The sequence below is a fragment of the Acidovorax sp. GW821-FHT10E04 genome (assembly GCF_059415185.1).
Genome location: NZ_JBWKMT010000001.1, coordinates 150,491 through 175,505, shown reverse-complemented (window position 1 = coordinate 175,505; position 25,015 = coordinate 150,491). Strand labels below are relative to the sequence as shown.

The 25,015-nt window shown below is 69.9% G+C and carries 25 protein-coding genes; 19 read left to right on the top strand and 6 right to left on the bottom strand.

Features of this window, described 5'->3' with window-relative positions; genetic code table 11:
- Positions 1-6 precede the first annotated feature (6 nt).
- On the top strand, positions 7-393 hold the full coding sequence (locus AC07OC_RS00775; RefSeq protein ID WP_218341630.1) for a VOC family protein: 387 nt from the start codon (positions 7-9) through the stop codon (positions 391-393).
- Between the two features lie 43 nt (positions 394-436).
- Here the strand turns inward: AC07OC_RS00775 and AC07OC_RS00770 are convergent, their stop codons facing one another.
- On the bottom strand, positions 437-1,045 hold the full coding sequence (locus AC07OC_RS00770; RefSeq protein ID WP_218297619.1) for a TetR/AcrR family transcriptional regulator: 609 nt from the start codon (positions 1,043-1,045) through the stop codon (positions 437-439).
- A gap of 121 nt (positions 1,046-1,166) precedes the next feature.
- Here AC07OC_RS00770 and AC07OC_RS00765 point away from each other — a divergent pair, with 121 nt between their 5' ends.
- The 5 genes from AC07OC_RS00765 (at position 1,167) to AC07OC_RS00745 (ending at position 7,125) form a co-directional block, all read left to right on the top strand.
- Positions 1,167-1,988, top strand: coding sequence for a metal-dependent hydrolase (locus AC07OC_RS00765; protein WP_218341629.1), 822 nt, complete (start codon positions 1,167-1,169; stop codon positions 1,986-1,988).
- A gap of 133 nt (positions 1,989-2,121) precedes the next feature.
- Positions 2,122-3,555: a TolC family protein gene (locus AC07OC_RS00760; protein ID WP_218341628.1), complete on the top strand. Its 1,434-nt coding sequence runs from the start codon at positions 2,122-2,124 to the stop codon at positions 3,553-3,555.
- Positions 3,556-3,585: 30 nt separating this feature from the next.
- Positions 3,586-4,578, top strand: coding sequence for an HlyD family secretion protein (locus AC07OC_RS00755; RefSeq protein WP_218297622.1), 993 nt, complete (start codon positions 3,586-3,588; stop codon positions 4,576-4,578).
- Between the two features lie 218 nt (positions 4,579-4,796).
- Positions 4,797-5,969: an ABC transporter permease gene (locus AC07OC_RS00750; protein WP_218341627.1), complete on the top strand. Its 1,173-nt coding sequence runs from the start codon at positions 4,797-4,799 to the stop codon at positions 5,967-5,969.
- A 1-nt stretch (position 5,970) separates the two neighbouring features.
- A complete protein-coding gene (locus AC07OC_RS00745; RefSeq protein ID WP_218341626.1) occupies positions 5,971-7,125 on the top strand; it encodes an ABC transporter permease in 1,155 nt (384 codons plus the stop codon).
- 49 nt (positions 7,126-7,174) lie between these two features.
- Here AC07OC_RS00745 and AC07OC_RS00740 read toward each other — a convergent pair whose 3' ends face one another.
- The 3 genes from AC07OC_RS00740 to AC07OC_RS00730 form a co-directional block, all read right to left on the bottom strand.
- Entirely contained in the window at positions 7,175-8,194 is a 1,020-nt protein-coding gene (locus tag AC07OC_RS00740) for an MBL fold metallo-hydrolase (RefSeq protein ID WP_255591797.1), read from the bottom strand.
- A 5-nt stretch (positions 8,195-8,199) separates the two neighbouring features.
- The gene (locus AC07OC_RS00735; RefSeq protein ID WP_218341624.1) at positions 8,200-9,081 is read right to left on the bottom strand and encodes a bile acid:sodium symporter family protein; all 882 of its coding nucleotides are present in this window, start codon (positions 9,079-9,081) and stop codon (positions 8,200-8,202) included.
- Between the two features lie 169 nt (positions 9,082-9,250).
- Entirely contained in the window at positions 9,251-9,775 is a 525-nt protein-coding gene (locus tag AC07OC_RS00730; RefSeq protein WP_218297627.1) for an Mpo1 family 2-hydroxy fatty acid dioxygenase, read from the bottom strand.
- 150 nt (positions 9,776-9,925) lie between these two features.
- On the opposite strand from AC07OC_RS00730, the gene AC07OC_RS00725 reads away from it, so the two are divergent.
- The 7 genes from AC07OC_RS00725 (at position 9,926) to AC07OC_RS00695 (ending at position 15,997) form a co-directional block, all read left to right on the top strand.
- On the top strand, positions 9,926-10,630 hold the full coding sequence (locus AC07OC_RS00725) for a Crp/Fnr family transcriptional regulator (protein ID WP_492245465.1): 705 nt from the start codon (positions 9,926-9,928) through the stop codon (positions 10,628-10,630).
- A gap of 104 nt (positions 10,631-10,734) precedes the next feature.
- Positions 10,735-12,168: an aldehyde dehydrogenase family protein gene (locus AC07OC_RS00720; protein WP_218341622.1), complete on the top strand. Its 1,434-nt coding sequence runs from the start codon at positions 10,735-10,737 to the stop codon at positions 12,166-12,168.
- Between the two features lie 356 nt (positions 12,169-12,524).
- A complete protein-coding gene (locus AC07OC_RS00715; protein ID WP_218341621.1) occupies positions 12,525-13,142 on the top strand; it encodes a DUF2889 domain-containing protein in 618 nt (205 codons plus the stop codon).
- A gap of 58 nt (positions 13,143-13,200) precedes the next feature.
- Positions 13,201-13,962 (top strand): SDR family oxidoreductase, encoded by a 762-nt coding sequence (locus tag AC07OC_RS00710; RefSeq protein WP_218297631.1) that lies wholly within the window; start codon positions 13,201-13,203, stop codon positions 13,960-13,962.
- A 149-nt stretch (positions 13,963-14,111) separates the two neighbouring features.
- Positions 14,112-14,237 carry a hypothetical protein gene (locus AC07OC_RS00705; protein ID WP_255593112.1) on the top strand — a complete coding sequence of 42 codons (126 nt, stop codon included), beginning with the start codon at positions 14,112-14,114 and terminating at the stop codon, positions 14,235-14,237.
- A 114-nt stretch (positions 14,238-14,351) separates the two neighbouring features.
- On the top strand, positions 14,352-15,326 hold the full coding sequence (locus tag AC07OC_RS00700) for a bactofilin family protein (protein WP_494600319.1): 975 nt from the start codon (positions 14,352-14,354) through the stop codon (positions 15,324-15,326).
- A 17-nt stretch (positions 15,327-15,343) separates the two neighbouring features.
- On the top strand, positions 15,344-15,997 hold the full coding sequence (locus tag AC07OC_RS00695; protein WP_494600318.1) for a hypothetical protein: 654 nt from the start codon (positions 15,344-15,346) through the stop codon (positions 15,995-15,997).
- A gap of 34 nt (positions 15,998-16,031) precedes the next feature.
- Here AC07OC_RS00695 and AC07OC_RS00690 read toward each other — a convergent pair whose 3' ends face one another.
- Positions 16,032-16,874 (bottom strand): type IV pili methyl-accepting chemotaxis transducer N-terminal domain-containing protein, encoded by an 843-nt coding sequence (locus AC07OC_RS00690; RefSeq protein ID WP_218341618.1) that lies wholly within the window; start codon positions 16,872-16,874, stop codon positions 16,032-16,034.
- Between the two features lie 166 nt (positions 16,875-17,040).
- On the opposite strand from AC07OC_RS00690, the gene moaA reads away from it, so the two are divergent.
- The 6 genes from moaA to AC07OC_RS00660 all read left to right on the top strand — a co-directional run bounded on the left by moaA (position 17,041) and on the right by AC07OC_RS00660 (position 21,750).
- Positions 17,041-18,180, top strand: a complete 1,140-nt coding sequence (moaA, locus tag AC07OC_RS00685; protein ID WP_218341617.1) for a GTP 3',8-cyclase MoaA — start codon at positions 17,041-17,043, stop codon at positions 18,178-18,180.
- A 124-nt stretch (positions 18,181-18,304) separates the two neighbouring features.
- On the top strand, positions 18,305-18,688 hold the full coding sequence (locus tag AC07OC_RS00680; protein WP_218297636.1) for a DUF6713 family protein: 384 nt from the start codon (positions 18,305-18,307) through the stop codon (positions 18,686-18,688).
- 30 nt (positions 18,689-18,718) lie between these two features.
- Positions 18,719-19,375 carry a molybdenum cofactor guanylyltransferase MobA gene (mobA, locus tag AC07OC_RS00675; protein WP_218341616.1) on the top strand — a complete coding sequence of 219 codons (657 nt, stop codon included), beginning with the start codon at positions 18,719-18,721 and terminating at the stop codon, positions 19,373-19,375.
- A gap of 17 nt (positions 19,376-19,392) precedes the next feature.
- Complete coding sequence (locus AC07OC_RS00670; RefSeq protein WP_218341615.1) at positions 19,393-19,938, top strand: GNAT family N-acetyltransferase; 546 nt, start codon at positions 19,393-19,395, stop codon at positions 19,936-19,938.
- Positions 19,939-19,957: 19 nt separating this feature from the next.
- Positions 19,958-21,316, top strand: a complete 1,359-nt coding sequence (gene moeA / locus AC07OC_RS00665) for a molybdopterin molybdotransferase MoeA (RefSeq protein WP_494600317.1) — start codon at positions 19,958-19,960, stop codon at positions 21,314-21,316.
- A 101-nt stretch (positions 21,317-21,417) separates the two neighbouring features.
- Positions 21,418-21,750: a thioredoxin family protein gene (locus AC07OC_RS00660; RefSeq protein WP_218341613.1), complete on the top strand. Its 333-nt coding sequence runs from the start codon at positions 21,418-21,420 to the stop codon at positions 21,748-21,750.
- Between the two features lie 97 nt (positions 21,751-21,847).
- Here AC07OC_RS00660 and AC07OC_RS00655 read toward each other — a convergent pair whose 3' ends face one another.
- Positions 21,848-25,003, bottom strand: coding sequence for an efflux RND transporter permease subunit (locus AC07OC_RS00655; protein WP_218297641.1), 3,156 nt, complete (start codon positions 25,001-25,003; stop codon positions 21,848-21,850).
- Between the last annotated feature and the right edge of the window lie 12 nt (positions 25,004-25,015).

The window sequence follows — 25,015 nt, the reverse complement described above, 5'->3', positions numbered from 1 at the left end:
CACGCCATGCCCATCGCTCTGGAATCAATCGACCACGTCGTCCTCACCGTTGCCAGCATCGACAAGACCATTGCGTTTTATGAGCGCGTGCTGGGCATGATCGCGCGGGAGTTCAAGCCCCGGCGGTACGCGCTGCACTTCGGCGCGCAAAAGATCAACCTGCACGAAGTAGGCACGGTGGTGGACCCCAATGTGCGCCATGCCACTGCGGGCTCGGGCGACCTGTGTTTTCTCACCAGGATGCCGCTTGACGATGTCATCGCGCACCTGCAGGCCGAAGGCGTCGCCATCGTGCAAGGCCCGGTGGGTGCAACGGGCGCACGCCACAGGCTGCGCTCGGTCTATATCTACGACCCGGATGAAAACCTGATCGAGCTTGCCAACGAGGTGTGACCGGCTCGCGGCGCGGGCTGCGGCACCCGTGCCGGCAACACGCTCAGAACTCCGCCGAAATCGCGGCCCGCAGCAACGCTGCGGCGGGCTCCACCAGCTCCTGCAACTGGCCCGCCCGCTCCTGCTCGATCGCCTGCAGGACCATCTCGTTGATGCCGCCCACGACCGCCATGGCCATGGTGGGCTGCAGCGGCGTCTTGCGCAAGCGCTCGCCCGGGCGGTTGTTCACCACGTCCAGCATCAGGTCGGCCAGTTGCTGGTTGGCGCGCCGCCGCGCTCCCAGGCCCGGGGCGCCCAGGCCCAGGATCTCGATGAACAGCGTGCGCAGCAGCACCGGGTTGCGCGTGAGCACGCCGAAGTACGCACCCATCGCCTGCTCCACCTGCGCCTGCCAGTCGCTGTGCGGGTCGATCGCCGCGCGCAGCACCGCGATCGCATTGCCGCTGGCCACCTCGTACAGGGCGATCAGGCACTCGGCCTTGTCGGCGAAGTTCTCGTAGAACGTGCGGCGCGACACGCTGGCCTCGCGCACGATGTCGGCGATGGTGGTGTCGGCATAGCCTTTGGAGGCCACCGCGCGGGCCATGCCCTCGAGCAGGCGGGCGCGGGGCTCGGGGGCCGGGGCGGAGGGGGCGGCGTCAGGGGTCGGCATGCGGATGGGGGCAGGAATCACAGCGGGTACTTGACAGTACCACACCCGGCAGGCATGATCCAGATCATTGGTACTTACCAGTACCAGCCCTGTTCCCCGGCCTTCCCAAGGAGTGTTTTCCATGACCGAACTTGTTGTCCGCCGCCTGCTGATCGACCTTGAAACCCCGTTCGAGCGCCACTGGTGCGGGGGGGATGCGTTTCGCTCGGCGTTCTTCAATGCGCTGTCGATGAGCTTTCCGGTGGGTGAGCAGTTCTTCATCGACGCCGTGAAGGACGGCCACAAGGCCCTGCCGCCCGAACAGCATGCGCGGTTCGCGGACGAAGTGCGCGGCTTCATCGGCCAGGAGGCCACGCACCGCCGCATCCACGCGCTGTTCAACGGCCACCTGGAAAAGCAGGGCCTGGTCAACGAATGGGCTCCCCGCGCGCAGGAGCGCATGAAGCTTTTCGCCCATGCCGATCCGCGCCACCCGCTGGCCGTGACCGCCGCCAACGAGCACTTCACCGCCCTGCTGGCCGAATGGCTGCTGGCCCACCCCGAAACGCTCGCCGGCGCCGAGCCGCGCCTGGCCACGATGTGGCAATGGCACTGCGCCGAAGAATCGGAGCACCGGAACACGGCCTTCGACCTGTACCAGGCCCTGGGCGGCAACCACGAATGGCGCATCACCTGGTTTCGCCGCATCACCCTGGTGTTCCTGGGCGATGTGCTGCGCCAGACCCTGGGCAACCTGCGCTGCGACGGCACGCTGTGGAAGTGGAGCACCTGGGCCAGCGCCGCCCGCACGCTGCTTGGCAAGGGCGGCCTCGTGCGCGAGACGTGGCGGCCCTGGCGCGAATACCTGCGGCGCGACTTCCACCCCGGCCAGCACGGCAGCGACCTGTCCGCGCGCTGGCTGGCCGAACACAGCGACGCCTTCACCCCCGTGGGCGCGCGCTGATGCCGGCAACGGACCACCGCGCACCGCCCCTTTGACCCGCAAGCCCCGTGCTGCTACAAACCAACCACCTGCCCTGCACCGCGCGGCCTGCCCCCGGCCACCGGGGCAGGCGCTGACCACGACGAGCTGAAACATGACATCCAACAGAACGCACCGGCGCAAGAGCCGGGCAGGCGAAGCTTTGCTGTGCCTGATCGCCACCGCCCCCCTCGCTCTCGCCGCGCTGCCCGCGCAGGCCGAGCCGATGGCCTTCGACACCGCGCTGCAGCAACTGGGCCAGCGCTCCGACCAGCTCGCAGCATCCAAGAATGCCGTCGAAAGCGCCCAGTTGCGCCGCGACGCGATGCAGCGCCTGGGCGGCCCGGTGGTCAACCTCACTGGCGCGGCCTATGCCTACAACGCCAACCTGGATGTGGACCTGAACCCGCTCAACCGCGTGCTGCCCGGCGTGCTGTCGCAGCTGCCGCCACAGCTGGCGGCCCCGCTGGCGCAGCTGCCACACCTGCCGTCGAGCTACACGCTCAACCGCCACAAGAGCGACACCACCAGCTCCGTCTCGGCCGTCTGGCCGATCTACATGGGGGGCGCCAGCCAGGCGGCGCGCGGCCTGCTCGATGCGCAGACCCACGAGGCCGAGGCCGACGCCGCCAGGACGGGCCATGAAGCGACCACGCTGCTGGTGCAGCGCTACTTCGGCACCCAGCTGGCCGAGCGGGCGGCCGCGCTGCGCGAGGCGGCCCTGGCCACCATCGAGCAGCACGACGCGGCCGCGCAGAAGATGCTGGACGCTGGCGTGATCGCCCGCGTGGAGCGCCTGCAGGCCCGCTCCGCCCTGGAAGAGGCCCGCCGCAACGCCCGCAAGGCGCGCGACGATGCCGAGCTGGCCGCCACCGCCCTCACCCGCACGCTCAAGGCCAGCGAGCGCGTGACGCCCACCAGCCCGCTGTTCGTGCTGAACGGGCCGCTCGAGCCCCTGCCGCAGTTCATCGACACCGCGCTCGCGCGCCACCCGGGCCTGTCCAAGGTGGCCGCCAAGAAGGAGCAGGCCACGCAGCTGCACGCCGCGCAGGAGGCACTGCGCAAGCCCCAGGTGTTCGCCTTCGGCCAGCGCCAGCTCAAGACCGGCAAGGAGGCCGACTGGGTGGCGGGCGTGGGCGTGCGCTGGACGCTGTGGGATTCGATCGACCGCAATGCGCTGGCCGAGTCGTCCAACCGCCAGATCGAGCAGGCCGAGCGCACCGGCGCGCAGGCGCAGAACGACATCGCCCTGCTGGTGGAAAAGCGCTGGCTGGGCGTGGAGCAGGCCCGCCGCCAGTTCCTGGCCATGGCCCCCAGCCTGGAACTGGCCGACGAGGTGCTGCGCCTGCGCGCTGCGGGCCTGAAGGCCGGCACCAGCACCACGCTGGACCTGATCGACGCGCAGGTGAACCAGGCCAAGGCCCAGACCGAACGCGCCCAGGCGGCGCACGACTACGTGAAGGCCCTGGCCGACCTGCTGGAGAGCTGCGGCCTGTCGGAAGACTTTGGCAACTACATGGCGCGCGCCGATGCGGTGCGGCTGGAATGAACGAAGGCGAAACGAACGAAGGCGAATGACATGAGCAACAGCAAGAACAACAGCAAGAAGGCCGCCGTGATCGGCACCGTGGCCGTCGTGGCCGTGGCCGGTTTCGTGGGCTTTGGCCTGTGGAAGGCCTCGCAGCCCGCACCCGAGCTTTTCCAGGGCCAGATGGAGGCCCAGGAGGCCGACATCGCTCCCAAGGTGACCGCGCGCATCGCGCAGATCCTGGTGAAGGAAGGCGACCAGATCGCCGTGGGCGCGCCGCTGATCCGCATGGACAGCCCCGAGGTCAAGGCCAAGCTGGCCCAGGCCACCGCCGCGCAGGAGGCCGCCCAGGCCGTGGCCGACAAGGCCCAGCACGGCGCCCGCCCGCAGGAAATCGAAATGGCCCGGCTGAACTGGCAGCGCGCCGTGGCCGCCGCCGACCTGGCCGAGTCCTCCTTCAAGCGCGTGGACGGCCTGGCCCGCGAGGGCCTGGTGGCCGCGCAAAAGCGTGACGAGGCCGAGGCCAACTTCAAGGCATCGCGCGACCAGGCGCTGGCCGCCAGGGCCCAGTACGACCTGGCCCGCGCCGGCGCCCGCCCCGAAGACCGCTCGGCCGCCAGCGCCCAGGCGCGCCAGGTCGCGGGCGTGGTGGCCGAGGTCGAGGCCGCCCAGGCCGAGACCGAGCTCAAGAGCCCCGTGGCGGGCGAAGTGGCCAAGGTGCTGGCCCGCACCGGCGAACTCTCTCCCCAGGGCGTGGCCGTGGTCACCGTGGTGGACCTCAAGGACCAGTGGGTGGTGCTGAACGTGCGCGAGGACCGCCTGCAGCGCTTTGCCATCGGCAGCGAGTTCGACGCCACGCTGCCGGCCCTGGGCAACAAGGCGGTGAAGTTCAAGGTCTACCACACCGGCGCCCTGCCCGACTTCGCCACCTGGCGCGCCACGCGCGCGGGCCAGGGCTTCGACGCCCGCACCTTCGAGGTGCGCGCCCGCCCCGCCGCGCCCATCGAGGGCGCGCGCCCCGGCATGACGGTGCTGGTGCAGTGAAATGTACCGACACCCCCTGAGCGCCTGCGGCGCTTCCCCCCGGCTCTCGCAACGCTGTGCGTTGCGGGCAGGGGAACGCAGCCCTCGCCGCGGGGCGGCCCTTGTCCGGCTGCCCTGGCTGGGCCGCGCGTCTTCCATGCCCTGCGATGGCCGTGAAGCGCAATGGATCATCGATGTAAAAATTGCCTTCAGCGCTTGATAGATAAGCGCTAGCAGCTATGAATTCAATAGTAAACAGCTTTCGCCGCGAGGCCCGCCGCCTGGCGGCCGACCCCTGGGACCTGGCCATGGTCACCTGGGTGCCGCTGCTGGCCGTGGCGCTGCTGTGGTGGATTTTCTCGGCCGGCCTGCCGCGCCACCTGCCCGTGGGGGTGGTCGATGAGGACCACTCCAGCCTGTCGCGCCAGCTGGTGCGCATGCTCGACGCCACGCCGGGCGTGCGCATCGCGCAGAACCACGCCAACGCGGCCGAGGCGGAGCGCGCGCTGCGCGCCCTCGAGGTCTATGCCGTCGTCACCATCCCGCGCGACTTCGCGCGCACCGTGAAGGAAGGCCGCGCCGCCCAGGTCACGCTGCTGCACAACGCGCAGATGGGCACGCATTCGGGCCTGCTGCAGCGCGACGTGCGCGCCGCCGTGGGCACGCTGTCGGCGGGCATCGAGATGGCCGCGCGCAACAAGCGCGGCGAAAGCGCGCAGGCCATGCGCGTGAGCATGGAGCCCATCCACACGCAGCTGGTGGCGCTGTTCAACGTGTCGAGCAACTACGAGCAGTTCCTGGGCGCGGCGCTGATCCCCGCGCTGCTGCACATCCTGGCCATGACGGCCGGAGCCTGGACGGTGGGCCGCGAGCTGCGCGACCGCAGCCTGGGCGAGTGGCTGGGCACGGGCCGTTTCGTCCCTGTCGCAGGCGCCTTGCTGGGCAAGCTCGTGCTGCCCTGGGCCACGCTCACGCTGGTGGGCCTGCTGGCGCTGGCGGGCATCACCTGGGGCCGGGGCTGGCACCCGCCGGGCAGCCTGCCCTGGGTGGCCGCCGCGCTGGCGCTGCTGATGGCCGTGTCGGTGGCGGCGGGCGCGGCCCTGGCGGCCCTCACGCGCTCGCTGCGCACCGCGCTGTCGGGCGCGGGGTTCTTCGCGGCGCCGGCGTTCGCGTTCAGCGGCGTGGCGTTTCCTCTGGCGGGCATGCCCGCCAGCGCGCGCGCCTGGGCCGAGGCCATGCCGTTCACGCACTACATCCGGCTGCAGATCGAGCAGTTGCAGATGGGCGCGCCGCTGGCCACCAGCGTGTCCACCATGGCGGCGCTGCTCATCGCCACCGGCGTGCTCTGGCTCGTGGCCGCCATGGGGCTGAGCCTTGCCGCGGGCCAGCCCGCCAGTTGGGGAGGCCGCTGACATGCACGTCCACACGAACCCCGCCCCCCGGGGCCTGCTGCACGCCTGGCTGCTGGCGCTGGCCACCATGGCGCGCGACAAGGGCGTGCTGCTGCTGCTGATCGGCGCGCCCGTGCTCTACGGTTTCTTCTACCCCTGGTTCTATGCCGACGAGGTGCTCACCCGCGTGCCCGTGGCGGTGGTGGACATGGACCACAGCAGCCTGTCGCGCCAGATCACGCGCTTTGCCGACGCCGACCCGCGCATCGAGGTGCGCCTGGTCACGGGCAGCGAGCGCGAGGCGCAGGAGGCCCTGTGGCGCGGCGAGATCGAAGGCTATGCGCTGATCCCCGCCAACCTCAAGCGCAGCGTGGTGCGCGGCGAGAACGCGGTGGTCAGCATCGAGGCCAACGGTGCCTATGCGCTGCTCAACAAGGCCGTGCAGTACGGCTTCGCCGAGGCGGTGGGCACGGTGTCCGCCGGGGTCGAGATCCGCAAGCTGCAGGCCGGCGGCCAGAGCGCGCAGCAGGCCGCGGCCAGCCGCGCGCCGGTGCAGCTGCAGATGGTGGCGCTCTTCAATCCCATCGAGGGCTATGGCAGCTTCGTGGTGCCCGCCGTGGCGCTGCTGATCCTGCAGCAGACCCTGCTCATGGGCGCCGCCCTGCTCACCGGCACCTGGGTGGAGGCCGGCGAGCACCGCGCCAGCGCCACCACCTGGCTGGGCCGCCTGCTGGCGCTGAGCACGCTGGGCTGGGCCAGCGGGCTGTTCTACTTTGGCTGGATCTTCGTGCTGCACGGCTACCCGCGCGGCGGCAACCCGCTGGGCGCGCTGGCGCTCCTGGCCTGCTACGTGCCCGCCATCGCCGCGCTGGGGTCGCTGCTGGGGCTGTGGTTCGGCAACCGCGAGCGCGCGCTGCAGGTACTGCTGTTCACCACGCTGCCCATCGCGTTCGTGGCCGGTTTCTCGTGGCCCGTGGAGGCCCTGCCCGAGCCGCTGCAGTGGCTGCGCTGGCTGCTGCCCAGCACCTCGGGCGTGCAGGCCTCGCTGCGGCTCAACCAGCTGGGCGCGCCGCTGTCGGCCGCCCTGCCCCACCTGTGCGCGCTGGTGGCGCTGTGCGCGGTGGCCACGGCGGCGCTGCTGTACAAGACCCGCCCCCGGCCCCTGCCAGCCGTCTGAGCACCACGCCGCGCCGGGCCCGCCGCCCTGCTCCCTCACCCCTCACCGCTCAACGGCGCGCGGACAGCCCGGCCCACACGTCCATCGCCTGCCACTCCAGCGGCAGGCGGACATCCACGCCGTCGCGCGCGCCCCGCTCGCGCAGGTAGGCCATGGACACATCGAAGGCATCGAGCGGCGGGGGCATGGGCTGCATGGGCCGGCCCAGAGGCTGCCAGAAGTCGTCCCAGTGGATGGGAATGACGCGCCGGGCGCCCACGGCGGCGATCACCTCGGTCCACAGCGCGTCGCGGTAGCTCTCGGGCCGGGGCCCCAGCGCGCCGATGCCCTGCAGCACCACGTCGGCCTGCACGCCGCGCAGCGCGCCAGGCTCGAAGCCCGCGCTGCCCACGATGAGCAGCGTCCTGCCGCCATGCTCCACGTGCAGGGCATAGCTTTGCCCCTCCTTGTAGTCGCTGGCACGCACCGGCGGGTGCAGCGGGGCGGTGACCTCGCCCCCCGTGAAGCCGGTGGGCGCATGGCGGCTGGCGAACAGCGTCGCCGTGAAGCGGCCAAAGCGCTGCGGCTCGCCCAGCTTCGCCACGCGGATCTGCGCCTCGGCCAGGCCCCAGCCGCGCCCCACGTTGGCCGTGGACTCGGAGCCCAGCAGCAGCGCACCCATGCGCCGCGCGACCTCGGGCGCATCCATGGCGTGGTCGTAGTGCGAATGCACGGGGATCACCGCCGCCAGCCTGCCCGTTTCGCCCGGCAGGCCGGCACGCCGCAGGCCCTGCGTGATGGCCTGCATGTCGGGCTCCACCTTGCCCAGGAAGGTCTGCAGCTTGCCGGGGCGCGAGAAAAATCCGTCCGTCATCAGCGCCGTCTCGCCATCGTCCAGCAGCACGGTGGAAACGCCCAGGAAGGTCACCTTGACGGGTGGCGGCGCCTCGCCGCCGGCGGGCACCTTCCAGCGGAGATCCGCGTACGGCTGCAGCGAGGGGTGCTGCTGCAGCGCCCAGGCCAGCGCGCCCAGCGCGAACACCGCCAGCAGCCCCAGGGCCAGCAGCGCCTTCTTCATCAGCGGCCGCATCGCGCTCACGCCACCTTGGCCGCGGCCGCCGTGCCAGGGCGGCGCAGCACCAGCATGCCGAACAGCGTGGCCAGGAGGTACATGCTGACCGAGTAGATGGCGGCGGGCAGCGCGAGCTGGAAGTTGCCGAGCACCGACAGCGCGATGAAGATCGCGAGCGTGGAATTATGGATGCCGATCTCGAAGCTGATCGCCGTGGCCATGGACTTGTCCAGCCCCGCCGCGCGTGCGAGGTAGTAGCCCGATGCGAGGCTGATGGCGTTGAACAGCAGCACGGCCGGGCCGATGCCCGCGAAGGACTCCACGAGCGCCGTCCACTCCTTAGCGATGGCGATGAGCGCGAACGCCGCCAGCACCACGGCGCTGAAGATCTTCATGGGCTTTTCCATGCGTGCGCTGAACGCCGGCGCGCGCCGGTGCACCGCCATGCCCAGCACCACGGGCACCAGCACGATGACGATCACCTCCACCACCTTGCCGAACTGCAGCGGCACCACCTGGCCCGTGCGGGCAAAGGTGTCGATGGCCCAGTTGGTGATGAGCGGCAGGCTCGCGATGGACAGCACGGTGTTGATGGCGGTGAGCGAGATGTTCATCGCCACGTTGCCGCCGAACAGATGGCTGAACAGGTTGGCCGACACGCCGCCGGGCGATGCCGCCAGCAGCATCAGCCCCACCGCGTAGACGGGGGCCACGCCCAGCAGCACGATGAGGGCGTAGCACGCCGCCGGCAGCACCAGCACCTGCAGCACCAGGGCCAGCAGCACCGCGCGCGGATGCTGCAGCAGGCGCCTGAAGTCGCCCACCGTGAGCGACAGGCCCAGGCCGAACATGACCAGCCCGAGCGCAATGAACAGCAGGGTGGGAAGGATGGAAACAAAGCTCATGTGCACACACGGCCCGCAGAGGGCCGTGCTCCGTTCAAAGCGGGTGGAAACGGCGATGCCCACGGCGCCACAAGGGCGCCATGGGCGGAGTGCCGCGACCGGACGACAAGGAGAGAGAGAAAGAGAAGGAAAAAGGGGCAGCGAGGCGGGCGGGAAAAGCGGCGTGCCCCTAGGCCGCCGCCTGGCCCGTGCGCAGGCGCACCGGTCCGCTGCGCAGTTCGATGGCGGCCTGCACTTCCTTGCGCAGGCCCAGCGCGAAGGCCCACTCGGCCACCACGAACAGCGGGCCCACGATCAGGCCCACGAGGTCGTCCACGAACGCGGGCTTGCGGCCTTCGTAATGGTGGCCCACGAACTGGATCACCCAGCCCACGGCGAACAGGCCGATGCCCGTGGCCAGCCACACGGCCATGGACTGCAGCGCCACCCACTGCGCCACCACCAGCATCGCGGCCAGCAGCGCCGCCATGGCCAGGCCAAAACGCAGGTCGAGCCGCAGGTAGAAGACGCTGCTGGCCAGCGCGCAGAACAGCGCCGGGGTCAGGGGCAGGCCGCCCACCGCCCACGCGGGGCGCGAGAGCAGCACCACCACCGCGAACATGATCATCGGCACGCCCACGAAGTGAGTGTGGATGTTGCGCGGGTCGCGGTGGTAGTCGGCGTACTGGGCCAGGTGGTCGATCAGGGTTTTCATGGGTGTCTCCTGGTATTGTTTTGAGCAGGATCAATGGTCGCCCCGCAGGGGCCGCAACGTCTGTCGTACACACGACAAAAAGCCCCCTTCCCTTCAGCACTTCCCCTTCAGCCCCTTCCTTCCGCCCCGCGCGCGCCCCGCCCTCCCCGCATGACCGACCCCGCCGCCTACCTGCCCGTTCTCCAGTCCGGCCGCTGGTTTGCCCACCTGCCGCCGGACTTTGCCCAGCCGCTGATCGCCATGGCCCACCTGCGCCAGCTGCAGCCGGGCGAGGTGCTGTTCCTGCGCGGCGACGCGCCCTGCGGGCTGTACGCGGTGGTGCGCGGGGCCATCAGCATCTCGGGCACGGGCGGGCGGGCGCACGAGGCGCGCGCTGCGCTGCTCACGCGGCTGGAGCCGCCGCACTGGTTTGGCGAGATCTCGGTGTTCGACGGCTCGGCGCGCACCCACGACGCCCATGCCGCCGAGGCCAGCACGCTGCTGCAGGTGCCGCACGAACGGCTGCAGGCCTGGCTGCAGGCCCACCCGCAACACTGGCATGCGCTGGCCCTGCTGCTCACCGACAAGCTGCGCACCGCCTTCGTGGCCATGGAGGAACTGGCGCTGCTGCCCGCCCCGCAGCGCCTGGCACGCCGCCTGGTGATGATGGCCGAGGGCTACGGCCAGTGGACGGCCGAGGGCCAGTCGCGCCGCGTGATCGGCATCTCGCAGGAGCAGCTGTCGCTGATGCTGGCCATCTCGCGCCAGACCACCAACCAGATCCTCAAGGACCTGGAGTCGCGCCACCTGGTGCGCGTGCAGCGTGGCGAGGTGGAGATCTTGGACCTGGCGGCGCTGCGGGCCACCTGCTATTGAATTACTATTAAATATATAGCAACCAGCGCTTTACCATCAAGCGCCATAGCCATTTTTCATACAAATAGTAAGCACACATTCCATTTCCGGGCAAAATGACGGCCATGCAACTGAACTACATCGCCAACGCCTCGGTTCCGTCCGCCTCGGGCCGCACGATCCCCGTGATCGACCCGTCCGACGGCCAGACCTTCGACGAAATCCAGCGCAGCAACGCCGACGACATCGATGCGGCGGTGCATGCGGCGCGCCAGTGCTACCACGCGGTGTGGCAGAAGATGGCGCCCGTGGAGCGCGGCCGCCTGCTGCAAAAGCTCTCGGCCAAGATCCTGGAGCATGCCGACGAACTCACGGCCCTGGAGCAGCGCGACTGCGGCAAGCCCACCAAGCAGGCACGCGCCGACGCCATTGCGCTGGCGCGCTACTTCGAGTTCTACGCCGGTGCGTGCGACAAGTTCCACGGCGAGACAATTCCCTACCCCGACGGCTACAGCGTGCTGACTTGGCGCGAACCCCACGGCGTGACGGGCCACGTCATCCCCTGGAACTACCCCATGCAGATCTTCGGCCGCAGCGTGGGCGGCGCCCTGGCGGCGGGCAACGTCTGCGTGGTCAAGCCCGCCGAGGACGCCTGCCTGTCGCTGATCCGCGTGGCGCAGCTGGCGGCCGAGGTGGGCTTCCCCTCCGGCGCGCTGAACATCGTCACCGGCTACGGCCACGAGGTGGGCGACGCGCTGGCGCGCCACCCCGGCATCGACCACATCAGCTTCACCGGCAGCCCCAAGATCGGCACGCTGATCCAGCAGGTGGCCGCAGAGCGCCACTGCCCCGTCACGCTGGAGCTGGGCGGCAAGAGCCCGCAGATCATCTTTGCCGATGCCGACCTGGACGCCGCCATTCCCGTGGTCATCAACGCCATCGTGCAGAACGCCGGGCAGACCTGCTCGGCGGGCTCGCGCGTGCTGATCGACTCGCTGATCTATGAACCCCTGCTCGAACGCCTGGGCAAGGCGTTTGAAAAGCTGCGCGTGGGCCCCGCCGCCATGGACCTGGACGTGGGCCCGCTGATCCGCCAGACGCAGCAGCAGCGCGTGTGGGACTTCCTGTCCGACGCGCAGGTGGCCGGCATCCCCATGGTGGCCCAGGGCGTGGTGGTGGACGAAGCGCCCGAGACCGGCTACTACCAAGCCCCCACGCTGCTGCGCGATGTGCCCGTGGGCCACCGCCTGGCGCAGGAAGAAGTCTTCGGCCCCGTGCTGTCGGCCATGGCCTTCCAGGACGAGGACCATGCGGTGGAACTCGCCAATGCCACGCAGTTCGGCCTGGTGGCCGGGATCTGGACGCGCGACGGTGCGCGCCAGTTCCGCATGGCCAAGCGCGTGCACAGCGGCCAGGTGTTCATCAACAACTACGGCGCGGCCGGCGGTGTGGAGCTGCCATTTGGCGGCGTCAAATCCAGCGGCTACGGGCGCGAAAAGGGCTTTGAGGCGCTGTACGGCTTCACCACCTTGAAGACCGTCGCCATCAAGTACGGTTGAAGGCCTTAGAACGTGTTCACGATCTCCCAGGGGTCGCGCAGTGGTTTTTGCGGGATGGGATGCAAGGCGCGGTGGACAGCCAATAGCTCGGCTATTGGCAAGCGCCGCAACGCCGCAGACTGCCCGCAAAGACCACTGCCCGAAGGGTTGGAGCGAAATCGGGCGATTGGGCGCCTCGGCTGCTTGCATGGGCATGAGCCCATGCGGCGCATCCGAAGCATCCACTCATCCCGATTGCGCTCCAACGCGATCCCCTGCGAGATCGTGAACACGTTCTCAGTGTCCCGCCCGCGCACGACGGCACGGGCAGGCCCCGCTAACCTCGGCTGCTTCTGTACGACGATTTTTCTTCCTCCATGCCCCTGAGCCCCCCCGCCCCCCGCACCCTGAAGCATGTCCGCCGGGTGAACTACCAGGGCTTTGAACGCGACGATGGCCTGTGGGACATCGAGGGCGAGCTGCACGACAGCAAGGCCTACGACGCCCCCTCGCACCGCGACCCGACGCGCACGCGCCTGGCGGGTGAGGCCATCCACCACATGTGGCTGCGCGTGACCGTGAACCGCCAGCTGGTGGTGCAGGCGGTGGACGTGTCCATGGACTCGCACCCGCTCAAGGGCTGCACCGAGGCCCAGGCGGCGCTGCAGCGCATGGTGGGCTGCAGCATGGCGCGCGGCTGGCGCCAGGCCATCCAGAAGCACCTGGGCGGCGTGGAAAGCTGCACACACCTGCGCGAACTGCTGTTCAACCTGGCCACGGCGGCCTTCCAGTCGGTGCCTGCGGTGTTTGCCGCCAGCCACCCCGACGAGCCGCCGCGCCACCTGGGCCAGTGCACGGGGTGGGACTTCAACGGCAGCGGCGTGAAGGAATTTTTCCCCCAGTTCCATGGCCGGGAATCCAAGGCACCCGCCCCGGCCGCCCCGACGGCCCCTGCCACTGAAGTTTCAGCCCCATCGGGCTCTAGCGCTGGTTGAATAAGCGCTGGCAGCTATCAATTTTGATATATCTCACCACAACCCATCGGAGACACCCATGCGTGTGCAGAACAAATCCATCATCGTCACCGGCGCCGGCAACGGCATTGGCGAAGGCATCGCCAAGCGCCTGGCCGCGGAGGGCGGCAAAGTCATCGTCAATGACATCAACGAGGCAGGAGGCCAGCGCGTGGTGGCCGAGATCACGGCGGCAGGCGGCACGGCCGCTTTCTTCAAGGCCGACGTGACGAAGTCCGCCGAAGTGAAGGCCATGGTGGACGAGGCCGTGCGCCTGTACGGCCGCCTGGACGTGGTGGTGAACAACGCGGGCTGGACGCACCGCAACCGCCCCATGCTCGAAGTGAGCGAGGACGAGTTCGACAAGGTCTATGCCATCAACATGAAGAGCATCTACCTGTCGGCCATCCACGCCGTGCCCGCATTGCGCCAGGCCGGTGGCGGCAGCATCATCAACATCGCCTCCACCGCCGGCCTGCGCCCCCGCCCGGGCCTGACCTGGTACAACGGCTCCAAGGGCGCCGTCATCATCACCAGCAAGTCCATGGCCGCCGAGCTGGGCCCCGACAACATCCGCGTGAACTGCATCAACCCCGTGTTCAACCCCGACACCGGCCTGGCCGCCGAGTTCGCGGGCGGCCCGGTGGACGAGGCGCGCCGCGCCAAGTTCCTGGCCACCATTCCGCTGGGCCGCTTCTCCACCGCGCTCGACGTGGCCAACGCCGCGCTGTACCTGGCGAGCGACGAGGCGTCCTTCGTCAGCGGCGTGTGCATCGAGGTGGACGGCGGGCGCTGCGTGTAGGCACCTGCTGGCGGTCTCGCAAGGGATCGCGCCCGGGCGCCCGCCACCTGCAAGGCCGCCGGAGGCCGCCCCGCGCAGGCACAAGCCGCACCAGGGAGGTGCGGATTGATTGACGGTTGCAGGGCAGCTGCCTATAGTGCCGCCCATCCATGTTTGCAAGCGCCTCTCCCGTCACGACCCCCAGCGGCACCGCGCCGCTGCGCCGTGCCGCGCGCTCGCAAGCCACCCTCCAGGCCGGCGACCGCCGGGTCTGCACGCTTGCTGCAGACTCCTGAGCCCGGCGACACCCTCTCCCCCACGTTCTTTCGCGCACCTCCTGTCGCCGGGCCCATCCCCCAGGCGCTTGCTTGCGCCCAGGCCACGGCCCGGGGCAGCCTTGAGGAGTGTTGATGCCCCCGTTCCCTTCCGGCGAGATCTCGCTCGCCCCGTGCCCCCCCGCGCGCCACGACCCCGCCGACGGGGCCGCTGCCGGCCTGACGGCCGCCACCGACATCACCCGCCACTTCATCCGCGCCAAACGGCCCTGCGCCGACGGCTACCGCTGGTACCTGCGCCGCCAGGAGGGCGCCAGCAACTACCAGGCCTTGCTGGACGACCTGGTGCGCGAAGGCCGGGTGGAAGACGCCTGCTGGATGCTCGACCAGTTCGGCCCCACCAACGACGTGCTGGAGGTGGACCATCTGGAGGCCGATGCGCTGGTGTTCGCCGGCAGCGTTCGGTGCCAGGGCAGCGCCGACGTGGACGGTGTGCTGCGCACCGGCCGCAGCCTCAGCGTGCTGGGCGGCCTGCGGGTGGGCGGTGCGCTGCGGGTGGGAGAAGACCTGCGCGTCGCGGGCGCGCTGCGCTGTGAGGGCAGCGTGCGGCTGCACGGCGACGCGCGCGTGGGCGGCTCCCTGGTGGTGGCGCAGCGGCTGCAGTGCACGGGCGGCCTGCGCGTGGGCGGCGAGCTGGACGCTGGCGCCTCGGCCCACATCGGCGGCCACTGCACCGTGGGCCAGGACCTGCGCGTGGCAGGCGCCCTGGACGGCGGCGGTGGCATCAAGGTGGGCGGCCACCTGCTCGGCGACGCGGCCGTGCAGGCCACGCACGGCCTGCAGGTGGCGGGCGACGTGGACTGCCGCGGCCACCTGCAGGTGGGCTCGGGCGTGCGCGCGGGCGGGCGCATCCACGCAGGAGGGGCCATCCGCGCGGGCGAAAGCCTGTCGGCGGGGGAAACCATCGCGGCGGGTGGAGCCTATGGCGTGTACGCCGGCCTGGTGGTGCCGCTGCCCGACTGGCCCCACAGCGCCCGGGTGTGCGCCCGTGAGCAGCCCGCGCGCCTGCTGAGCGGCTGCTGGACCGATGGCCAGGGGCACACGCCATGATGCCCGGAGCCTGCGCCTTGCACCTCGCGCCCCGCGTCGCCCCCGGTGCCCCGGCCGGCCGGGGCTGGCTGGGTGCGCTGGGCCACCTGCTGACCGAACTGCGCATCGACGTGGACCTGTCGGGCCGCGACATCCAGCGCGAGTTCGACGCACTGCACGAACGCATCCGCACCAACCACCGCACCCGCGACGCGATGCGCGCGCTGCCCCTGCGCCTGCACGGGCTGGAGTTGCGCCTGCGCGAGGCCGACGGCGAGTATTTTGTCTACGCCATCGACCCGCAGCGCAACCGCATCGTGGCCTACACCGTGTTCAACCGGCTGGTCGAGGTGGACCGCCGCACCGACCGCCACCTGCGCGCGCCCCACACCAAGGTGGTGGACGGCTACCGCCGCATGGGCATTGCCTCCGCCATCTACCGCTGGTGGCTGGACTCGGGCCGCAGCCTCATGACCGGGGCACGCCAGTCCGCCGGGGCCCACGGCCTGTGGATGGCCCTGGCGCGCGACTATGAGCTGGCGGCGGTGCGCATCGACGCGCACAAACGCGTGCAGCGCCTGCCCCTGCCACCACCCCCGGGATTCTTCGACGCGCTGGACACCCGGCTGGTGCTGGTGGGGCGCGATTGCCGCCTGGCGGACTTCACGCAGCACGCGGCCTGCAGCGGCTGATGGGGGGCCGGATGGCCGGATTGCCCCCGGACGCTCAGCCCAGCACCTCGCGCAGGGCTGCCTCGTACAGGTTGGTGAGCTTGTCCATCACGCCCAGCAGGCGCTCGCTGGTGGTGGCCACGGCGTTGAGCCCCACGTCATCGGCCGGGCGGCGCAGGGCCGATTCAAAGAACAGCCACTGCGAGTCGGCCAGCTCCAGCTCGTTGCGGATGGCGGGGGTGGACACCGGCGCCGCCTTCAACGTCTGCAGTGCCTGGCGGAAGTCGGCGGCGTCGGAGGCCAGTTGCGCCTGCACCACCTTGGACTCCACCTTGGCCGCGTGCAGAAAGTAGTTCTTGGCCAGGCGCTGCGACAGCATGCGCTGGCGGCCCGCCAGGTTCACCAGCCGCGCGCTGGGGGCCTGCGCCAGCCTCTCGATCGACTCGGTCACGGCCTGGGAAACCAGCAGCGTGCGGTCGGCCTGGTCGGACGCCGCCACCACCAGCGCCGTCTGGGTGGCTGGCACGGCGGTCAACTGGTTGAGCAGGGCAAACTGCTTTTGCACTTCTTCCAGCTGGCGCCCCACGTCGGCCGGCCAGCGCCCCGACTGCAGGCCCCGCGCCAGTTCGCTGCTGCCCGACTGCACCATCTTGCGCGCCAGCCCCATCACATCCACCGCCGCCCCCGGCAGCACCTGCAGGTACTGCTGGCAATAGGCCTTGGCCATCCGCTGCGACAGGGCGCGGAACCAGCCCGCATAGTTGATGGCCCCCGACAGCCCTATCTGCGCCTGGGCACTGTGGCCCCAGGTGGGCAGCAGGATGCCCGCAGCCACCCATTGAACCGCCACGCGGCGCTGGCATGGCAGGGCGTCGGCGAAGAACTCACGAACTGGCATGGGAATCCCCTGAAATCGGATGCCGTATTGTTGCAATGCAACATCCAGAGCGCCCTGCGCCATGTCAAAGGCGGGCCACGCCGCCGCCGGGGTAGAACTTGACCGCGATCAACTCCGCGCGCAGGGGCTTGCCCCTCTGCGGGGCCCCTTGCGGCAAAATCACCCCATGGCCGAACGTGTGATTCCCCTGGTGGACCAACGCATCGCCGCACTGGCGGCGCGGGTGCCCACGCACCCGGTGGCCCCCACGGGCCAACTCACCGACACCCGGGGCCGCCCGCTGCGCGACCTGCGCATCAGCGTGACGGACCGCTGCAACTTCCGCTGCAACTACTGCATGCCCAAGGAAGTGTTCGACAAGGACTACCCCTACCTGCCGCACGGCGCCTTGCTGAGCTTCGAGGAGATCACCCGGCTGGCGCGGCTGTTCCTGACGCACGGCGTGCGCAAGATCCGCCTGACCGGCGGCGAGCCCCTGCTGCGCAAGAACCTGGAAGCGCTGGTGGCCCAGCTGGCCCAGCTGCGCACGGTGGACGGCCTGGCGCCCGACCTCACCCTCACCACCAACGGGTCGCTGCTGGCGCGCAAGGCCCAGGCCTTGAAGGATGCGGGCCTGAACCGCGTGACCGTGAGCCTGGACGGACTGGACGACACGATCTTTCGCCGCATGAACGATGTGGACTTTCCGGTGGCCGACGTGCTGGCGGGCATCGAAGCCGCGCACGCGGCGGGCCTGTCGCACATCAAGGTCAACATGGTGGTCAAGCGCGGCACCAACGACCATGAAATCTTGCCCATGGCGCGCCACTTTCGCGGCACGGGCACCACGCTGCGTTTCATCGAGTACATGGACGTGGGCGCCACCAACGGCTGGCGCATGGACGAGGTGCTGCCCTCGGCCGAGCTGATCGAACGCCTGCGCGCCGAGCTGCCGCTGGTGCAGCTCGACCCCAGCAGCCCCGGCGAGACCGCCGAGCGCTGGGGCTACACCAACGCACAAGGCCAGTACGACCCCGCCCTGGGCGAGGTGGGCGTGATCAGCAGCGTGACCCAGGCCTTCTGCCACGACTGCAACCGCGCGCGCCTGTCCACCGAAGGCAAGCTCTACCTGTGCCTGTTTGCCTCGGAGGGTTACGACCTGCGCACCCTGCTGCGCGGCGGCGCCAGCGACGAAGCGATCGCCTCGGCCATCGCCCCCATCTGGCAACAGCGCGGCGACCGCTATTCGGAGCTGCGCAGCAGCCTGCCGGCGGACACCACACAGGGTGGCGCGCGGCGGGTGGAGATGAGCTATATCGGCGGCTAGCGGTGGGGCCGGCCCCGTGCATCTCGGCCCTGCGGAGCCCCCGCCCCGCGCCATGGTCCGGGCGCCGACGGTTTTCAGGCACCATGGGTGGCCGCGGCCTTCACCTCTTGCCCACACCCACCCCATGCCCCTTCAATCCACGCACCGCGCACTGTTCCTGGCCAATGCCACCGTCCTGGTCACGCACCAGATCGACGCCGCGTACTGGCATGAGTGGGAGCTGTTCCACATTCCCGGCGGCAACCAGGTCAACCTGCTGCTCAACCTGCCCATCATTGCGCTGGTGCTGTATGCCCAGGCGCAGGTCGCCCGGGGCGACGGCCGTTCGGCCCTGGCCTTCTACAAGCTCATGCCCTGCCTGGGAGCCTTGACCGTGGCGATCCACGGCCTGTTCTTTGCGCTGGGGCACGGGGCGTTCGCGCAACCCGTGTCCCTGGGCCTGCTGGCCTGCACGGCCGTCCTTTCGTGCCTGCAACTGACCGCGCTGCGTGCCCGGCAGCCGCTGTAGCACCCTGCTTTTCACCCATCGCCCACCCCCATGATCGAAACCCAAGACATCACCGGCCTCGTGCTTGCAGGCGGACGCGGCAGCCGCATGGGCGGCGTCGACAAAGGCCTGCAGAACTTTCGCGGCCTGCCGCTGGCGCTGCACACGCTGATGCGGCTGCAGATGCAGACCGGCGCCACCATGGTCAACGCCAACCGCAACCTCGCGGCCTACGAGGCGTTTGGCGCCCCCGTGTGGCCCGATGTGCTGGCCGACTACGCTGGTCCGCTGGCGGGCTTTCTGACGGGGCTGGAGCGTTGCGAAACACCCTGGCTGCTGACGGTGCCCTGCGACACCCCGCTGTTCCCGCTGGACCTGGCCCAGCGCCTGGCGGCCGCGGCGGACGCCCAGGACGCCGACATCGCCATGGCCGCGGCGCCCGAAGACGATGGCACGGGCCGCACCAGCGTGCGCACCCAGCCGGTGTTCTGCCTGCTGCGCGTGGACCTGCTCGAAAGCCTGGTCGCCTTCACCCAGGCCGGCGGCCGCAAGATCGACGCCTGGACGGGCCAGCACCACTGCGCCATCGTGCCCTTCGACCAGCCGGGCGATGACCCCAAGGCCTTCTTCAACGCCAATACGCTGGCCGAGCTGCACGCGCTGGAGAGCACCAGCACACCGCAGGCCCCACAGGCCCCACAGGCTTGACGCGCCTCCCAACCGCCATGAACACGCGCCCGTTTCCGGCCACCAGTTCCGTACGGATCCGCCCCTTGGCCGCCGCGGATGCCGTGGCCTACAAGGCCCTGCGCGACGAGGCGCTGCGCACCGCGCCGGATGCGTTCACCTCCGACTACGAATCCTCGGTGGGCCGCGATGCCAGCGAGTACGTGACGCGCTTTGGCACCCTGGAATCCGGCCAGTTCTTCCTGGGGGCCTTCGACGCCACGGGCCAACTGCTCGGCTGCCTGGGCTGTGAACGCGAACAGCGCGCCAAGCAGCGCCACTGCGCCGTGGTGGTGGGCATGATGGTGGCGCCCCGTGCGCAGCGCCAGGGCATCGGCCAGCAACTGGTGGCCACCTGTGTGGAGGCCGCCAGCCGCGTGCCCGGGCTGACCCAGCTCGTGCTGACCGTCACCGCCTCCAACACGCACGTCGTGCGCCTGTACGAGCAGGCCGGGTTCCGCGCCTGGGGCCTGCTGCCCCACGCCATCGTGGTGGACGGCGTGGGCTTCGACAAGCTGCACATGGTGCGCGTGCTGCACGACTGATTGAAAGCTACTGAGACCCATGAAAACCATTGCCCAGATTGCCGCCGAACTGCAAGGCTACGACCCGCAGGCCCTGAGCGCCGCCGACGTGAATGCGTTTCTGCAGCGGCTGGTCGAGCCCGTGACCGCCACCGAAGAGCTCCCCCTCTTCGACGCCCTGGGCCGCGTGCTGGCGCGGGACGTCGTCTCGCCCCTCAGCGTGCCCCCGCACGACAACTCGGCGATGGACGGTTATGCGTTCGCCGGCGCACAACTCACCCCAGGGCAGCCCCTCACGCTGCGGGTGGTGGGCACGGCGCTGGCGGGCAAGGCCTGGGTGGGCACCGTGGCGGCGGGCGATTGCGTGAAGATCATGACCGGCGCCATCATGCCCCCGGGCCTGGACACCGTGGTGCCGCAGGAGTTCACCACGGCCGCAGCCGATGATGGCCACATCACCATCGCGGCCGGCGTGCTCAAGACCGGCGACAACCGCCGCTTCAAGGGCGAAGACCTCCTGGAAGGCGGCGTTGCGCTGGCCCAGGGCACGCTGCTGGCACCCGCCGCGCTGGGCCTGGTGGCCAGCCTGGGCCTGCCCACGGTGACGGTGTTCCGCCGCCTGCGCGTGGCGTATTTCTCGACCGGCGACGAGATCCTGAGCCTGGGCGAAGCCCCACGCGAAGGCGCGGTGTACGACAGCAACCGCTACACCGTCTTCGGCCTGCTCACCCGCCTGGGCGTGGAGGTGATCGACCTGGGCGTGGTGCGCGACGAGCCCGCGCTGCTGGAGGCGGCATTTCGCAACGCGGCACAGCGCGCCGACGCCATCATCACCAGCGGCGGCGTGAGCGTGGGCGAGGCCGACCACACGCGCACCATGATGAAAAAGCTGGGCGACGTGGCCTTCTGGCGCATCGCCATGCGGCCCGGCCGCCCCATGGCCGCAGGGAGCATCGCCGCCACGGAATTTGAGGAAAAAACAGCCTCTGGCGCTGATCCAGCAAGCGCCAATAGCTACCAAAATAATAGCAAACAATCCCACAACGGCGCGGTGCTGTTCGGCTTGCCCGGCAACCCGGTGGCCGTGATGGTGACGTTTCTGGCCTTCGTGCGCCCCGCCCTGCTGCGCATGATGGGCAGCACACACACCGCCCCGCCCCTGGTGCGCGCCACCAGCACCGAAGCCCTGCGCAAGAAACCCGGCCGCACCGAGTACCAGCGCGGCACCGTCACCACCGCCGCCGACGGCACGCTGCAGGTGCGCACCACGGGCAACCAGGGCTCGGGCGTGCTCAGCTCCATGGTGCAGGCCAACGGGCTCATCGTGCTGCGCCACGGCCAGGGCAATGTGGCGGTGGGCGACGCGGTGGATGTGATGCTCTTTGACGGCGTGATCTGACACGGCCACGGGTACCGGGCCGGTACCCGTCCACCCCTGTCCCGCTAGTCTGGAACCCACTGCCTTCCATTTGTTTTTATTTCCCTCCGTGGACTCTGCCCATGACCTACGCCGCCCAGCACCTTGCCACGCCCCCCTCCCGCGACGATGTGGACCGCCTGCCGGGCGCGGCAGTCGTCGAGTTCGGCACGCCCTGGTGCGGCCACTGCCAGCGGGCCCAGCCCCTCATCGAGCAGGCGCTCAAGGGCCGCGCGGACGTGGCGCACATCAAGGTGGAAGACGGCCCCGGCCAGCGCCTGGGCCGCACTTTTGGGGTCAAGCTGTGGCCGACGCTGGTGTTCCTGAAGAACGGGCAGGAAGTGGCGCGCCTCGTGCGGCCGCAGGCCCTGCAGGAGGTGCTGGATGCGTTGCAGGCGAACGCGGGGCCGGCCTGACCACGCCCGGGCGCCCTGAACGAAAAGAAGCCCCGAGGGGGCTTTCCTTTCATCCGTTCCTCATGCACGCGCCCGGCGCCCCGGACCGGGAGGGGCGCTACTTGGCCACGTAGTCATGCGGGTGCAGCGGATGCGCGGGCTCCTCGGCCGCCACCGCCGTGTTCGCGCCCGGCACGGCCCGGCGCGCGAACAGCGTGTACATGGTGGGCACCACGAAGATGGTGAGCAATGTGCCCAGCGACATGCCGCCCACGATCACCCAGCCGATCTGCGTGCGCGTCTCGGCCCCCGCGCCCGAGGCCAGCGCCAGCGGGATGGCGCCGAGCACCATCGCGCCCGTGGTCATCAGGATGGGGCGCAGGCGCTGCGCCGAGGCCTTGACCAGCGCGTCCACCATCTCCATGCCCTGCTCGCGCAGCTGGTTGGTGAACTCGACGATCAGGATCCCGTGCTTGGTGATCAGCCCCACGAGCGTGATCAGCCCGATCTGCGAATACACGTTGAGCGACCCCCCGCTCCACTTGAGGGCCAGCAGTGCCCCGATCATCGACAGCGGCACCGAGACCATGATCACCAGCGGGTCGATGAAGCTCTCGAACTGCGCCGCCAGCACCAGGAAGATGAACACCAGCGCCAGCACGAACACGATGCCCAAAGCGCCCTGTGAGCTCTTGAACTCGCGCGACGTGCCGTTCAGATCCGTGGTGTAGCCCGGCCGGATGACCTTGGCGGCGGTGTCATCCATGAACTTGAGCGCCTCGCCCAGCGAGTAGTCGGGCGACAGGTTGGCCGTGATGGTGGCCGAGCGGCGCTGCCCGAAGTGGTTGAGCTCGCGCGGGCTCACGCTCTCGCGCACCTTGACCAGGCTGGACAGCGGGATCATCGAATCGTTGCGTCCCCGCACGTAGATGGTGTCGATGTTCTCGGGCGTGGTGCGGCCCCGGGCCGCCGTCTGCACGATCACGTCGTACTGCTCGGCATCGCGCTTGTAGCGCGTCACCGTGCGCCCGCCCAGCATGGTCTCGATGGCCTTGGCCACCACGTCCACGCTCACGCCCAGGTCGGCCGCGCGCTCGCGGTTCACCTCGATGCGCAGCTCGGGCTTGTTCAGGCGCAGGTCGATGTCGGGCCCGATGATGCCGGGGTTCCGGGCGATCTCGGCCATGAACGCGGTGGTCACCTGGTTGAGGTTCTCGTAGCTGTCCGAGGTCTGGATCACATAGGTGAGCGGGCGCGCCCGGAACCCCTGGCCCAGCGACGGCGGGGTGATGAGGAACGAGCTGACGCCCGGCAGGTTGCCCACCTTGGGCTGGAGCTCGCGCGCAAGCTCCAGCGTGGTGCGCTTGCGGTTTTCCCAGTCCACCGTGCGGTAGATCACGCTGCCCTGCGCCACGGTGGGGTTGCCGATGTTGGCGAAGATGCGGTCGAACTCGGGGTACTCGCGGCCGACCTTCTCCAGCTCCAGCGCGTAGCGGTTGGTGTAGTCCAGCGTGGCGCCGTCGGGGGCGGTGACGTTGACGAGCACCGTGCCCCGGTCTTCCAGCGGCGAGAGCTCCTGCCGCATGCTCGGGTACACCACCACCAGCGCGGCGCCGCTGACCGCCATGACCGCGATCACGATCCAGCGCGCCTGGAAGACCGCGCCACGAATGCCGCCGCGCCCCGCGCCCTGACCGCCCCAGCGCGCCGTCACGATCCAGCGCAGCAGGCGGCCGTAGGCGTCCGACAGTGCCGTGAGCCAGCGCTCCATGGAGCGGTCGAACCAGTTGGGCTTGGGGTTGTGCTTGAGCAGGAGCGAACACATCATGGGCGACAGCGTGAGCGCCACGAAGCCCGACACCACCACCGCGCCGGCCAGCGCCAGCGCGAACTCCACGAACAGGCGCCCGGTGCGGCCGGGCGTGAAGGCCAGCGGCGCATACACGGCCACCAGCGTGAGCGTCATGGCCACGATGGCAAAGCCGATCTCGCGCGCGCCCTTGATGGCGGCGGAGAACGGGTCCAGGCCTTCCTCGATGTGCCGGTAGATGTTCTCCAGCATCACGATGGCGTCGTCCACCACCAGGCCGATGGCCAGCACCAGCGCCAGCAGCGTGAGCGTGTTGATGGAAAAGCCCGCCAGCGACATGAGCGCGAAGCTGCCCACCAGGCTCACCGGGATGGTGATGATGGGGATGATGGACGCGCGCAGCGTGCGCAGGAACACGAAGATCACCAGCGCCACGAGCACCACGGCTTCGGCGATGGTGGAGTACACGCTCTTGATGGACCGGTCGATGAACAGCGAGTTGTCGTTGGCCACGTCGATCACGATGTCCGAGGGCAGGTCGTCCTTGAGCACGGGCATCATCGCGCGCACGCCCTGCGACAGCTCCAGCGGGTTGGCCGTGGCCTGCCGGATCACGCCGACCGAGATGGCCTCGCGCCCGTTCAGGCGCACGCGGCTGCGGTCGCTGGCCGCGCCCTCCTCCACGCGCGCCACGTCGCGGATGCGCACCGGAAAGCCGTTGACGGTGCGGATCACCACCTCGGCGAACTGCCCGGGCGTGGCCAGGTCGGTCTGCGATGTCACGCTGAACTCGCGCTGCTGCGACTCGATGCGCCCCGCGGGCAGCTCCAGGTTGTTGCGCCGGATGGCGTCTTCCACATCCTGCGTGGTCAGGCGGTAGCCGGCCATGCGCTCGGGGTCCAGCCACACCCGCATCGCGTACTTGCGCTCGCCATAGATGGGCACGTCGGCCACGCCGGTCACCGTCTGCAGGCGCGGCTTGACGATGCGGTTGACGAGGTCGTTGATCTCCAGCGGCGTGCGGGTGTCGCTGCTGAAGGCCAGCCACATCACGGGCGAGGCGTCGGCCTCCACCTTGGCGATCACGGGCTCGTCCACCGCGTCGGGCAGGCGGTTGCGCACGCGGGCCGTGCGGTCGCGCACTTCGGCGGCCGCGTTGTCCGCGTCCTTCTCCAGGCGGAAGCGCACGCTGATCTGGCTCTGCTCGGGGCGGCTGATGGAGGTGATCACATCCACCGCGTCGATGCCGGCGATGGAATCCTCCAGCGGCTTGGTGACCTGCGACTCGATCACCTCCGCCGAGGCGCCCGCATAGCGCACGCTCACCGTCACCACGGGCTCGTCGATCTTGGGGTACTCGCGCACCGACAGGCGCGTGAAGCTCACGGCGCCGATCAGCAGCACCAGCAGGGACAGCACGGTCGCAAAGACCGGCCGGCGTATCGATATTTCAGCGAGTTGCATGGCAGTCCTGGT

Coding starts and splice junctions, on each gene's coding strand:
- AC07OC_RS00705 (WP_255593112.1), top strand. CDS start 14,112: ATGTTTGCAAGCGCCTCTCCCGTCACGACCCCCAGCGGCACCGCGCCG.
- AC07OC_RS00740 (WP_255591797.1), bottom strand. CDS start 8,194: ATGCGGCCGCTGATGAAGAAGGCGCTGCTGGCCCTGGGGCTGCTGGCG.
- AC07OC_RS00715 (WP_218341621.1), top strand. CDS start 12,525: ATGCCCCTGAGCCCCCCCGCCCCCCGCACCCTGAAGCATGTCCGCCGG.
- moeA (WP_494600317.1), top strand. CDS start 19,958: ATGAAAACCATTGCCCAGATTGCCGCCGAACTGCAAGGCTACGACCCG.
- moaA (WP_218341617.1), top strand. CDS start 17,041: ATGGCCGAACGTGTGATTCCCCTGGTGGACCAACGCATCGCCGCACTG.
- AC07OC_RS00750 (WP_218341627.1), top strand. CDS start 4,797: ATGAATTCAATAGTAAACAGCTTTCGCCGCGAGGCCCGCCGCCTGGCG.
- AC07OC_RS00755 (WP_218297622.1), top strand. CDS start 3,586: ATGAGCAACAGCAAGAACAACAGCAAGAAGGCCGCCGTGATCGGCACC.
- AC07OC_RS00710 (WP_218297631.1), top strand. CDS start 13,201: ATGCGTGTGCAGAACAAATCCATCATCGTCACCGGCGCCGGCAACGGC.
- AC07OC_RS00735 (WP_218341624.1), bottom strand. CDS start 9,081: ATGAGCTTTGTTTCCATCCTTCCCACCCTGCTGTTCATTGCGCTCGGG.
- mobA (WP_218341616.1), top strand. CDS start 18,719: ATGATCGAAACCCAAGACATCACCGGCCTCGTGCTTGCAGGCGGACGC.
- AC07OC_RS00765 (WP_218341629.1), top strand. CDS start 1,167: ATGACCGAACTTGTTGTCCGCCGCCTGCTGATCGACCTTGAAACCCCG.
- AC07OC_RS00680 (WP_218297636.1), top strand. CDS start 18,305: ATGCCCCTTCAATCCACGCACCGCGCACTGTTCCTGGCCAATGCCACC.
- AC07OC_RS00670 (WP_218341615.1), top strand. CDS start 19,393: ATGAACACGCGCCCGTTTCCGGCCACCAGTTCCGTACGGATCCGCCCC.
- AC07OC_RS00700 (WP_494600319.1), top strand. CDS start 14,352: ATGCCCCCGTTCCCTTCCGGCGAGATCTCGCTCGCCCCGTGCCCCCCC.
- AC07OC_RS00655 (WP_218297641.1), bottom strand. CDS start 25,003: ATGCAACTCGCTGAAATATCGATACGCCGGCCGGTCTTTGCGACCGTG.
- AC07OC_RS00720 (WP_218341622.1), top strand. CDS start 10,735: ATGCAACTGAACTACATCGCCAACGCCTCGGTTCCGTCCGCCTCGGGC.
- AC07OC_RS00660 (WP_218341613.1), top strand. CDS start 21,418: ATGACCTACGCCGCCCAGCACCTTGCCACGCCCCCCTCCCGCGACGAT.
- AC07OC_RS00770 (WP_218297619.1), bottom strand. CDS start 1,045: ATGCCGACCCCTGACGCCGCCCCCTCCGCCCCGGCCCCCGAGCCCCGC.
- AC07OC_RS00775 (WP_218341630.1), top strand. CDS start 7: ATGCCCATCGCTCTGGAATCAATCGACCACGTCGTCCTCACCGTTGCC.
- AC07OC_RS00730 (WP_218297627.1), bottom strand. CDS start 9,775: ATGAAAACCCTGATCGACCACCTGGCCCAGTACGCCGACTACCACCGC.
- AC07OC_RS00760 (WP_218341628.1), top strand. CDS start 2,122: ATGACATCCAACAGAACGCACCGGCGCAAGAGCCGGGCAGGCGAAGCT.
- AC07OC_RS00725 (WP_492245465.1), top strand. CDS start 9,926: ATGACCGACCCCGCCGCCTACCTGCCCGTTCTCCAGTCCGGCCGCTGG.
- AC07OC_RS00745 (WP_218341626.1), top strand. CDS start 5,971: ATGCACGTCCACACGAACCCCGCCCCCCGGGGCCTGCTGCACGCCTGG.
- AC07OC_RS00690 (WP_218341618.1), bottom strand. CDS start 16,874: ATGCCAGTTCGTGAGTTCTTCGCCGACGCCCTGCCATGCCAGCGCCGC.